The organism is Candidatus Zixiibacteriota bacterium (assembly GCA_034439475.1).
In the GTDB taxonomy this organism is placed as follows: Bacteria; Zixibacteria; MSB-5A5; order GN15; family FEB-12; genus JAWXAN01.
In genome coordinates this window covers 1-12,061 of record JAWXAN010000081.1, presented here as the reverse complement: position 1 = coordinate 12,061, position 12,061 = coordinate 1, and the positions used below count along the sequence as shown (strand labels likewise).

The window sequence follows — 12,061 nt, the reverse complement described above, 5'->3', positions numbered from 1 at the left end:
TTTCCCGCGGACGCGGGAACCCAGTATGAAGTGGTGTCGGGCGACCCCGACGGGGCAGTTATCCCTGCCCGACACTATGATTAAACTGTCAGGCGGGGGATACCATCCCCTGGCAGGGGCGCCAGACAGCACAGAGAAGAAGTCAGGATCACAAGGATCTTGACCTACTTAGGACTGACGGCACATCAATCTTCGTGCGGGACGTCTCTGTCGCGCACCGATGATTAAGACGCCAGTCCGCCGTGGCGGATGCCCGACACGTCGAGACAGTCAGGCGGGGCGGACTGACACGACGGTAATGATGCTAAACAAGGGAAGCATCCAAGGCCAGAGGCATTTTCAAGTCAGGGCGGTGCACACCGAAGCCAACACCCCCGAGGCGTGTACCGACCAGTCGCTCATCTGTTGCGCAACTGCCTTATAATGTACCATCGAACCCTTTTACATCCTTCCAATCACTTCACTTTATGTGAATTAGAATGCAAACGTCGCCTGTGGATAAATAACTAAGTCCTTGCTCTCAAACGACCTATAAATATTAGTCCTTTCTCCTACGAATTGCGGCTTCGGGCATGGATTATGCCTTTTCCCTCTTAATAGTATTGAGATTTTCCTACACTGCCCGATATCATATAGTAGGCCCAAGCCGATTATCCGATCTCGGGAGTCAAATGAAAGGACCCTCGGTTATGGCCGGAAAGAAGAAGAAAGGCGATACGCTGACAAAGAAGACTTACTGGCATCTCTATAGCCTCCAGTCTTTGGAATCGAACAAACTAATCGAGGTAGTCAATAAGATACTGAGACGCGATTGTTATGTCGTGAAATAACTCTCGCTAATTAAAACTTGACAGCCAAAGTTCGAGGGTATACTTTCAAGACTTGGGTTCGATGCCGCGGTGTTACCGTTAACTGTGCAGGGCGGCTCTAATCGCTTAGAAAAGAACTGGGTGTACATGTTTAAAAAACGACTGACTTTTATTTTCATTCCCGATAGCAACGGTATTTCACGTCAGGTAAGTGTCTCAGCCGCTGTGCTTTATATTTCCATCATTTTTTTCGGACTGGTACTCTCTGCGGCGCTTTACTTTAGCTCTGCTTATGTAAATACCCGGGTTGACCAAGCCGAGCTTGCCACCCTTCAAGCCGAAAACAATCATCTTTCTGCGAAATTTGGGGAAATCCAGGAGAAGCTTTCCGAAGTCGACACCCGCTTCCAGGAACTTGTCCAGAAGGAAATCGCACTCCGTTCACTCTTCCAACTTCCTGAAATTGATGTGGAAGAGCGCTTTCTCGGTGTGGGAGGGCCAGACGATCTCGAAAAAACAATCATATCCGAGGCCGCAATAGGCGCCTACGGCAGCGAATCGGTTGTGGATCGCCTGCTTCGCCTGTCGAGCTTTGAACTTGAGAGATTTAGTGAAGTTGAAACCAAAATGCAGGACCTTAAAAGCTCATTGGACCGGACTCCATGCATAAACCCCACACGGGGCTGGTTCTCACGCGGCTATGGGATGAAATTTGATCCATTTACCGGAACTCGCCAGATGCACCGCGGCGTGGATATCGCCGGCACAATCGGCACATATGTACATGCCCCGGCCGGTGGCCACATAGTAGAAGTCGGCAGAGTGAGCGATCTGGGTATATTCGTAGTTATTGATCACGGTGACGGACTTTCGACACGGTATGGTCATCTCTCGGCATCCAAAGTCAAATATGGCCAACTTGTGCATCGCGGTGACCTCATCGGGCTTATGGGCTCGACCGGACGTTCAACCGGTTCGCATCTTCACTACGAAGTGTGGAAAGACGGACATACGGTGAATCCGGCTGACTATATTCTCGACAGACCCTAAGTTTATATCCCACACTCCCCTAAGTAGTTCTCTCGCTTTGTTTTAATTCTGGACAAGCGCGGTTATTCGGAATCTGCCTTCGCATTTAGCACAGCAGCTCAGCCATAAACTCACACAGCCTGCAAATATTCCTTGCATATTATTGCGTCATAGGGTATTATTATTTACATCAAATCCAGCAGAATACAATTAGCCGCGCATAATACGGGTGGGAGACAAAGCGGATATGAGCCTGCGGTCACAGACATTCTTATCAAAACACCTTCCGGTGGAAGGCGAGCTGTCGTTATTACCAAAGAAGGTTATCGATATCGACGAGCAGGTGACAAAACGCCTCATTGTCGAAATAAAGAGCGGGGACACGACCGCTTTTACCCGGCTAATCAAACTTCATAGCCCAAACGTAAGGGCGCTCGCATATAAACTTGTCAGGGACAACGACGAGGCATCAGATATAGTCCAGATGGTCTATGTCAAAATCTCGCAGAATATTTCGCGTTATGATACCTCAAAGCGTTTTTCCACATGGCTCTACCGGATAACATTCAACGCCGCGATTGATTATGTCCGACGACAAAAACGGCACCGCCATGAATCGCTTGAAAGTCATAACAACGATTTGGTCAGCACAGTTACAAATCCCGAATATGCCTACAGCCGCGTTCAACTGCAGAAATTTATGTCCCAGGCCATCAAATCACTCGATGAGCCTCAGCTGAAGATGTTCACACTGCGCTTTGTCGAAGGCTGTCGGGTTTCCGATGTCGCCCGAATAGTTGGACTTCCGGTGACAACAGTTCGCTGGTGTCTGCTGAAGGCGAAACAACGGCTCATGCACGAACTGCGAAAATCTCACGCCAATTCGTCTCCGACCGCCCTCTATCAGTTCTAAGCTTTCAACATTTGAACTTTCTTTCTCTTGGCATGTTTGTATCTTCACGGAGAGAGGTTGTCTTATGAGTGAAGTTACATTGCGCGTTGAAGGAATGCACTGCGCCAGTTGTGTCAGCAGCATCGAAAAGGGTGTGGAAGCGCTTCCGGGCGTGGAACGCGTCCAGGTCAATTTGGCGCTTGGTTCGGCCACGGTTCGTTTTGAAGAACAGGCAACCAATCAGGGCCAGATAATCGATATCATAAAATCACTCGGTTACACCGCCCAGCCGGGTAAGCTTGATATATTCAAGGTCAACGAGGAAGAGCTTGCCTCCGCAAAAAGACAATTCATGCTTGCTGCTCTGCTGACATTCCCACTCATGTCACTGGCGATGTTTCCCATGATAAATGGAAACAACGCGACCGCATTTTCGCCCGCCATTGATGTATTCATACAAGCGGCGCTTGCCGGTATCATTCTCTTTTATGCCGGCCGCTCTATTCTCTTCGATGCCCTATTGCAGACAAAGCATCTTCGCTCAAATATGAACACGCTGATAGCCATCGGAACCCTGACAGCTTTCGGCTGGAGTCTCTACTCGGCGCTCACATCCGACGGCCATGGCCACGCTGATCTATATTTTGAAACGGCAGCAATGATCGTGACATTGATTTTGCTTGGGCGCTATCTCGAAGCGCGGGCAAAAGGAAGAGCGGGTGATTCACTCAGAGCGTTGATGAATCTTCGTCCGTCAACCACTACAGCCGTCATTAATGGGGTGGAAATAGAGATTGATTCTTCGGCGGCGCAACCCGGAATGATACTTCTGATAAAGCCGGGGGAGCGTATAGCTGCCGATGGCGTTATCACAGATGGAAATCCGGTTGTCGATGAATCGATGATAACCGGAGAATCAGTGCCTGTGGATAAGCGGCTAACTGATCCGGTGATAGGCGGTTCCCACAACGGCAATATCCCGTTTGCGATGAGAGTCACCGCAGGGGCCGAGCATAGTTTTCTATCCACGATAATACGAACGGTATCAGAGGCGCAATCAGCCAAGGCTCCCATTCAAAGGCTGGTAGATAAAGTAGCCGGAGTGTTTGTCCCGATAGTTCTTGGGTTGGCCGCACTAACCTGGCTTGCATGGTATCTGATTGCTCCGGAAAGTCCGATGCTCATTCGGTCGGTCATCGCCATTCTGATTGTCGCATGTCCCTGCGCTCTCGGTTTAGCCACACCGACAGCGATTCTTGCGGCCTCAGGAAGGGCCGCGCGTGAGGGGATTATTCTGAGAGGAGGCGACGTTCTTGAAAAGCTCGCGTCAATTGATATCCTTGCCATCGACAAGACCGGCACACTCACTCAGTCCCGTCATGAGGTTGTCCTGTGCAAAACATTCGGCAGTTTCCCGCTTCGGGAGTTCATCTCAATCGCGGCCTCGCTTGAAAACCGATCCGAGCATCCATTGGCCAGAAGTATCGTCTTGTACGCAAAAGATCAGACAATAGAACTGCGCAATATTCAGCGCGCCGAAACGAAGCCGGGGTATGGTGTGGTGGGATTTTTGGATGACAGGAAAGTCATCATCGGAAGCCGCTTATTTATGGAATCTGAGCGAATCAAGTTTGACGTTTCGATTGAATTCGCCGAGCAGGAGATGGCCAAGGGAAGGACTGTTATCTTTGTCGCGCTCGACAGTGAAGTTATCGGACTTTTTTCGCTCTCGGATCAACTGCGTAATGACGCGCGGGAATTGATATCGTCCATTCGCAAACGACTCAGACCAATAATAATGTCCGGTGATAACCGCAAAACTGTCGCAGGAGTTGCGCATTCGCTTGGGGTGTCCCAATTCGAAGCCGAGTTGTCGCCTTCGGACAAACAGTTAGCGATTGAGTCGCTTCAGAAATCCGGGCTCAAAGTTGCTATGGTCGGAGACGGTATCAATGACTCACCCGCGCTTGCCGCGGCCACTGTCGGAATTGCTATGGGAAGCGGCACCGATGTTGCCAAGCAGACCGCGGATGTGGTTATTATTCGTTCTGAACTGATTGCGATCTCACGGATGTTTGAACTGGCCGATTTTAGTATGAAGATTATCCGACAAAATCTTTTCTGGGCGTTTTTCTATAATATTCTGGCTATTCCGCTGGCGGCCGGTGTTTTTTATTCGTCGCTCGGCCTGACATTATCGCCGGTTGTGGCCGCACTTGCGATGAGCCTCTCATCGGTCTTCGTGGTGACAAATTCCCTACGGATAAATACCGTGGAGCTTACGCCAAAGATGAATACGTGATTCTGCTTTCTCCAAAGGGGGAAGAGGAAAAAGAATTACTGGCGCACGAGGATCTCGAGTCCGCCGTTGGTGGGACGTACGCCAGCCACAAAAAGACGTCAATTCGGGCAACCCCACTTCGTGCGGGGTGTCCCCGCCCTGCATCGTGTGACCGTCAGGTCACACTCACTCCTTGTCTCCTCGGAGTGAGCAAGACCCGACGGAACAATTAACCGTGTCCCCATTCCGCCGTGGCTCGGCGGATGACCTTATGGTCACAAAATTTGCGGGTTTGAAGACTGACTCCCCCTACTCAGGTATCGTAAAATAGATAATCCTATTTTTCGCTTTTCATTTTAGATTCGACGTGTTGCAATTTATACAGGTCAATCGACTGCGAGAGTGAATCTGCATATGGACTTTTGAGATTAGTTAAATAGGCAAGTTCCGCCATGGCTTTGTCAATCTCGCCCATTGCAAGATACGTCTCAGCGCGATATTCCCGCGCTTGGGCGAAATCGGGCTTTAGTCTGATTGCGGTATCATACGCTGCGAGAGATTCGGCAAGTTTGTCTACTTTCCGATAACAGTAACCGAGGTTGTTATGAGCTTCGGGCATGTTTGGATTCAGTCCGATTGATTTTGTGAAGTTCTCAATTGCCTTCTCGAATTCTTTTCTCGCTTTTGCATCGGAGGTCGCGCGGTAATTGAAAGCAAAGGCCGAATCCCCTTTTTGTGCGGCTTCTTTGGCCTTGTTCATATGCTTCACACCATCGTTGTATTCACTCAGGGCTTTCTTGTCGTTGTCCTCGGCTTCCTCCTTTGGGGACTTCTCACCTGAACCAATGGCAAATGCCGACACTGCAAGTAATAGGAAGAGCAGGGCAGTCACGAGCGGTTGAATGCGACGAATTAGACGATGCAATGACATAGCGAACTCTTCTCCAGCTAACAGTTGATATGATATAATAGAACAAAAGATCCCGAAGATTCTCTCCCCGGGACTTTTAATCAATTCAATTATACATCAAGATTGCGAACGTACTGGGCATTTTGCTGAATGAACAACCTTCGCGGCTCAATCTCGCTACCCATGAGCGTCGTGAATATATGATCCGCGCCTGCGGCGTCATCAAGCGTGACCTGCAACAAAGTCCGAGTTTCTGGATCCATTGTAGTCCGCCAGAGCTGTTCGGGATTCATTTCACCGAGCCCTTTGTAACGCTGGATGGTCACTCCGGTATTCGGAAGGGTTTTCAATACGCGGTCGCGCTCGTCATCGGAATAGGCATAGACTTCGCTTTTGCCATGCCGGAGACGATAGAGCGGCGGCTGAGCAATATAAATCCGGCCAAGATCAATAAGACTTCGCATATAGCGGAAGAAAAAGGTCAGAATAAGGGTGCGGATATGCGAGCCATCGATGTCCGCATCGGTCATGATAATGATCTTGTGATACCGGGCTTTTTCAGGATCGAAATCTTCTGCGATACCGCATCCGATGGCGGTGATGAGTGTGCGCACTTCTTCATTGCCAAGAATCTTATCGATACGGGCTTTCTCGACATTGAGAATTTTTCCTTTGAGCGGCAAGATAGCCTGTGAGCGACGGTCACGTCCCTGTTTGGCTGAACCGCCTGCAGAATCTCCCTCGACAATATAGATTTCGCTGTCTTCGGGATTGGTGTTACTACAGTCGGCAAGTTTGCCGGGAAGCGCGGCAGAATCAAGAGCCGTTTTGCGGCGGGTGAGCTCTTTAGCTTTGCGTGCGGCTTCGCGCGCCGATGCGGCGGTGACCATTTTATCGACAATCTTTCTGGCTACCGCGGGATTCTCTTCAAAAAATGCGCCGAGATATTCATTTGTTATTGACTCGACGGCGCCTTTGACTTCTGAGTTACCGAGTTTGGTCTTAGTCTGTCCTTCAAACTGAGGGTCGCGCACTTTTACAGAGAGAACGGCGGTAAGCCCTTCGCGGCTGTCATCGCCGATGAAGGTAAAGTTCTCTTTTTTGAGCATTTTGAATTTGACCGCGTAGTTGTTGATACTTCGGGTGAGGGCAGTTCGGAATCCGGTGAGGTGTGTGCCGCCTTCGATTGTGTTAATATTATTCACATACGAATGTACCGACTCGGAATAGCTGTCGTTGTATTGGATGGCAAGCTCGACTTCAACGTCATCTTTGCTCTTTTTAAAATGAATTGGTTTGGGATGAAGCTTGGTCTTGTTTTCGTTGAGGTATTCCACAAATGAGGCCAGCCCCCCTTTGTAGAAGAACTTCTGCTCCTTCTCGGTGCGATGATCTATCAGGATTAAGGTCAAGCCGGAATTGAGGAATGCCAGTTCGCGAAGCCGCGCGGCAATAATATCGGTTTTGAAATCTACTTTGGTGAAGATGTTGCCATCGGGGAAGAAGCTTGTTTTGGTCCCATTTTTTTGACTGGTGCCGGTTTTTGCCACGGGTTTACGCGGTTCGCCTCTGTCGTACTCCTGGCGATAAATCGCTCCATCTCGGCTGACCTCGACCCAGCACCATTCGGAGAGGGCGTTGACAACCGACACACCGACACCGTGGAGACCGCCGGATACTTTGTAGCTGTCATGGGAGAATTTGCCGCCGGCATGGAGCACTGTCATCACTATCTGGAGGGCCGAGATTTTTTCCTCGGGATGCATTTCGACCGGGATGCCACGGCCATTGTCGGTTACGGTGATTGAGTTATCGGTCCCGATTTCGACTGTGACCGTATCGCAGTATCCTGCGAGCGCTTCATCAACTGAGTTGTCCACGACTTCGTAGACGAGATGATGAAGTCCGCGCTGTCCGATATCGCCAATGTACATCGCCGGGCGATGGCGTACTGCCTCAAGTCCTTTGAGGACCTGAATAGACGAGGCGTCATACGCCCCTTCTCCGTCTTTCTTTTCTTTTTTCTTTGCTTTGGCCTTATCGTCTAAATCAATTGTCATCGGATAATTTTCCTTTCTCTCCGGAGACTAATATCACTTTCTGAACGCCCCGACCGCAGGGATGACTGCGGATAGTTTTGAGAATATCTTCGAGTTGAAGATGCAAAGTTTGTCTCCATGCGGAGTCTTGTACAGCGACATAAATTACGCCGTCGGTAAATCGTATAGCAGGCGCTTTTTTGGCGATTTGTCCGCCTACTATTTCGCGCCAATTGGACACAACGAGCCAGCCGTTGTAGCTTTTTGTGAGTCCGAGCGATGAGATAACTTCATCGACAATGCCTGAAATTGGCCTTGCCGGACGATGCGATCTATCGCTTGAAAATGGCTGATTCTCTCTCTGTTTTGACACCTGAAAAGATAACTATTTTTATATGGGATAGCAAGGGAATACGAGAATGTAAGTTGTTGAAAAGTAAAAACTTAAAAGTAGTTTTTACCTGGAAAAATTGGATGGACAAATTTGTTTTGATGGATAAAGATTCTCATCGTTATTTCTTTGTAGCCCATCCACCGGGTGGGGTTTTATTGGGTAATGTGAGTCGAGACCGTTAGCTGACATAGCGAGCGACAGGCATGTCCCGCACGAAGAACAAATATCTGACTTCCCGTTTTTGCGGGAATGACATTGGAGAAAAATCATCGGTAAAATGAGCCAAAAAATCTCCCGCTACCTTCGTCTAATCTCCCCGCTGCCTTGACGTTCTTCTGTGTGGTTGGACGGGTTGCCATAATAATAGATGTTTCCGCTACCATTGAGCGAGCCGTCAAAACTATCCTGCGCGAAGACCCTGATATTCCCTGAGCCGTCGAGGCTGACTGTGACTTCTTTCGCTATAAGTTCACGGGTGTCAATGTTTCCTGAACCGTCCAAATCAATATCCAGTTCATCGACTGTCCCACTTGCGCGGAAATTTCCGGAGCCGGAGTTATGAAAGAAGAAACGTCCGCCTTTGAACTCGGCAATTTCAATACTGCCCGATCCGCGTGTGTCGATCTCCTCAAGTTTGGGCATAGTTATAACGAGTTCTCCGCTCTTCTCGGCGGAGTACGACCCGCGGCCTGAAATCTCAAGAATGCCATTGTGAACTTCGAGCTCAAGATTGTTGATGAGATTGTCATCGAAAGAAAGACTGACCGTCTGACTTCCTCCAACCACAATTGTGATATTAATTGCAGCATCCGATTCAATCACTGTAAACGGTTCGAGATCAAACGTCTTGCTAACTATCTCACCTGAACCGACTTTATGATTTTCCCCCCAAATATTGACTGTGCGGGACTTCTGCCAGCCGGTAACCGAACCGACAGACAAAGAAATCATCAGCCCTGCTAATATGATTAACGATAGCGCTTTTTTCATTTCTGACCTCCGAATAATTTTCGTAAATGTTTTATTATAGCACTCACTACGGATAGCGTGGTACAAAGTTTCAACGAGAAAAAATGAAGTTACGGAGGGCTGCTGCTGGTTACCTAAGTTCTATATCATCGACATACAACTCAAACGGGGCGTTTTTTGAGTCTATAAATAGTTTCAGTTCACGAATTAGCCCGAGATTCATCGACCGGCCTGCAGGGGCGGACTCGATTCTCGATATGGGTATAGCAAACCGGTTTTCGCCGGGACGAACTGTCAGAGATTCATTGTAGCGGTCTGAATATGCCTCATTGTGCCTTCGGTCATTGACACGGATATAGACCTTCTTATTCTGCTTATGCGGTGAATAGAGAACAAAGGCCAGCGAATCATATCCTCGCCAGTCAGGAAATGGCTCGCGCAATGCAAGCGATGGGTATCCCCATTTGGTTGTATCAAAAAATATCAATCCGGCCTGTTCGCTTTGGTTGTTAACCCACTCGCTCGGCGGTTCGACATACTGAATAGTCGCGTATGTCGCTTCGAGATATTTCTCCTCCCATCCCTTTTCGAATGTGAGCAGCACCGGAAATTCGCTGTTGCGCTGAAGTGTCGCGACCGCCCACAAAAGCGGCGGCACAAGCGGGATGGCCATGAGCAGAAGCGCGATAAGCCGCAGCGAGAGTTTAAACCGGCTGATAATTTTTCCAAGACGATCCGGCCAGTTCGTATCAATTGTCGCAAAATAAATGAGAAAAGCGAGAGAGCCGATCATATTTGTCACCGCATCCCAGGGATCGGCATCGCGGCGGGAGTTTATTTGCAGGACTTCGACAACGATCCCGATAAATGTTGGGATTCCAAAAGCTGCGGCATAATGCCAGAGGCGAACGGCATTTTGTCCACGTATGACAAGTGTTGAGAGGAACAAGACAAGAACAGACATTACCCCGAAAAGCGGAGCATGGCCGCCATCAAAGAGTGTCCGCCAGAAAAAAGTATTTGCCGGTTTAGGCATGTAGTCAAGAATAATAAGAAGAGCCGCCACTCCGCCGACGAGGAGCACAGATAGGAGAACTTTGCGAATCTTCATGTTTATAGTAACCGATATTTGGCGATATGGAGCAAGGAAATTATCGCGATGCGCCACCGCTCATGATCAAAGCTCGGCTTGGGCTATTCAAGATTTATGCGCCGTTAAGATTCTATGAGCGATGACTTGCCACTACTGTCTTGAGCTTTGTCCGGTTCGGGAATTTCGATGATGGGATGAAAAAATCAGGCCCTTCAGGACGCCGCATTCTCACAGTGTAATCCTGACAGCCTTGGCATCGGCGGATTTTCCCCAAGGCCTCGCGTTTAATCCGCCGCTTTTTTGTATGAGTCGGGGCAAAAACAGGCTGGCCAATTATTTTGTGCCCTTTGCATGGATCATTTTCGTCGAGGAATTTCACACCCTCAGTGATATTCATAGTCTCGGGATCATATAGTGTCGCGCCGGGGCATTCGATGAAGATAAACTCATCGGAATCATCACTGAGATCAATTTCAAAGGTTTGTCGCAGCCCCAGAATGTCTGACGTGTTGCATGTTGAGCATAACCAAATGCCTTGAGAATGAATCAACTGCTTTTGACAACTCACACAAATCTTGTTCTCATTCATACCTGTTTATCCTTTGCTTGGGTTCTGATAAGAACAATTGCAAGGAATTTGCCGGATTAGAAAGAGACAGCTAACCGACTTGTAGACAATAGATTGACTCGATTTGCAGGCCTGAGGGCCTTGTTGTTTTTGTGAGATTATATTGGTTGGAGGCGATAGGGTATAGGTGGAGATTCAGGGTTTATTTCAATGAGTAGGGACGGTCCGTCTTCGAACCAGCCATTTTCTTCTGGGAAGAAAGGCGCCATTGTCGACGGCGAAATAAGGTACCCGAATTGTTCGTGCAGGCCGTCCTCCATTGGCGGATTCGAAAATCTCTGGCCTGCACCTCTATCACACCGTCGCGACGAAATCAGTGGGGTACTGGTATAAAAAGAAGATGGACCCCCCAGCTTTCCCGCCGCGGCGGACAGGCGCTGGGGTGACAATAACTGTGAGTCTATGAAAAGGAGCAGGGTCGCCCGACACTGCCAGCATACCCCCATAAATGTCATTCCGGCGCAGGCCGAAATCCAGATATTTAAATTACAGTGGTTGGTGTACGTCCCGCCACGGCGGACTTGAAAGCCCTGTGCGCTAACTCTCTTCTGAAGAGAATATAAAAAGTGAGCGGATTTTCAATACGCGAGATAAAGGAGAATACTGGATACTCCGCCTCGGCGGACCAGTAAGATATTCAGCGTGAATCGAGGAGAGGAAGCGCGGAAGACTTATATTGTGAGAGTGCTTACCTTAACTCTTGAATACAAGAAACAGCGAGCAGGCGGTTACCGTTACCGGAAGCACTGCGCTGAAAGGATATGGCAGAACAAGTGTTGCCAAAAAAGCCAATGCAAATGACGGCAGCACGAGATAGATGACTGCCGCAAAGGCAAGCTTTACAAGTCGAATGATTAACATTATGGCAAGAGCCCCAAGCGCGATAACTGCCGCGACCAACCCCGGAGTTCCAAATTCAGCCAGAATCTGGTCTTTGGCGGTTATGATATATATACTGTATGTTCCAAATGTAACAGCAGCCTGTTCAATCCAAAGGCTTATCTGCTGCATCGTTTC

Annotated in this window: 11 protein-coding genes; 4 read left to right on the top strand and 7 right to left on the bottom strand. The window is 48.9% G+C overall.

What is annotated here, in order from left to right:
* The first annotated feature begins 671 nt into the window (after positions 1-671).
* The 4 genes from SGI97_11455 to SGI97_11440 all read left to right on the top strand — a co-directional run bounded on the left by SGI97_11455 (position 672) and on the right by SGI97_11440 (position 5,032).
* The gene (locus tag SGI97_11455) at positions 672-830 is read left to right on the top strand and encodes a hypothetical protein (GenBank protein MDZ4724496.1); all 159 of its coding nucleotides are present in this window, start codon (positions 672-674) and stop codon (positions 828-830) included.
* 126 nt (positions 831-956) lie between these two features.
* The gene (locus SGI97_11450) at positions 957-1,859 is read left to right on the top strand and encodes a M23 family metallopeptidase (protein ID MDZ4724495.1); all 903 of its coding nucleotides are present in this window, start codon (positions 957-959) and stop codon (positions 1,857-1,859) included.
* Between the two features lie 226 nt (positions 1,860-2,085).
* Positions 2,086-2,751: a sigma-70 family RNA polymerase sigma factor gene (locus SGI97_11445; GenBank protein MDZ4724494.1), complete on the top strand. Its 666-nt coding sequence runs from the start codon at positions 2,086-2,088 to the stop codon at positions 2,749-2,751.
* A 64-nt stretch (positions 2,752-2,815) separates the two neighbouring features.
* Entirely contained in the window at positions 2,816-5,032 is a 2,217-nt protein-coding gene (locus SGI97_11440) for a heavy metal translocating P-type ATPase (protein ID MDZ4724493.1), read from the top strand.
* Positions 5,033-5,348: 316 nt separating this feature from the next.
* On the opposite strand, the gene SGI97_11435 is transcribed toward SGI97_11440, so the two are convergent.
* From SGI97_11435 to SGI97_11405, 7 genes are all read right to left on the bottom strand, one after another.
* Positions 5,349-5,942, bottom strand: coding sequence for a tetratricopeptide repeat protein (locus SGI97_11435; GenBank protein MDZ4724492.1), 594 nt, complete (start codon positions 5,940-5,942; stop codon positions 5,349-5,351).
* Between the two features lie 89 nt (positions 5,943-6,031).
* The gene (gyrB, locus tag SGI97_11430; protein MDZ4724491.1) at positions 6,032-7,981 is read right to left on the bottom strand and encodes a DNA topoisomerase (ATP-hydrolyzing) subunit B; all 1,950 of its coding nucleotides are present in this window, start codon (positions 7,979-7,981) and stop codon (positions 6,032-6,034) included.
* On the bottom strand, positions 7,971-8,333 hold the full coding sequence (locus SGI97_11425) for a DUF721 domain-containing protein (protein MDZ4724490.1): 363 nt from the start codon (positions 8,331-8,333) through the stop codon (positions 7,971-7,973). The genes gyrB and SGI97_11425 overlap by 11 nt, the downstream gene beginning before the upstream one ends.
* Positions 8,334-8,651: 318 nt before the next feature.
* Entirely contained in the window at positions 8,652-9,344 is a 693-nt protein-coding gene (locus SGI97_11420; protein ID MDZ4724489.1) for a head GIN domain-containing protein, read from the bottom strand.
* 109 nt (positions 9,345-9,453) lie between these two features.
* A complete protein-coding gene (locus SGI97_11415; GenBank protein MDZ4724488.1) occupies positions 9,454-10,434 on the bottom strand; it encodes a hypothetical protein in 981 nt (326 codons plus the stop codon).
* Positions 10,435-10,546: 112 nt separating this feature from the next.
* Complete coding sequence (locus SGI97_11410; protein MDZ4724487.1) at positions 10,547-11,005, bottom strand: hypothetical protein; 459 nt, start codon at positions 11,003-11,005, stop codon at positions 10,547-10,549.
* A gap of 732 nt (positions 11,006-11,737) precedes the next feature.
* On the bottom strand, positions 11,738-12,061 hold a 324-nt coding region (locus SGI97_11405), incomplete at its 5' end, for a hypothetical protein (protein MDZ4724486.1).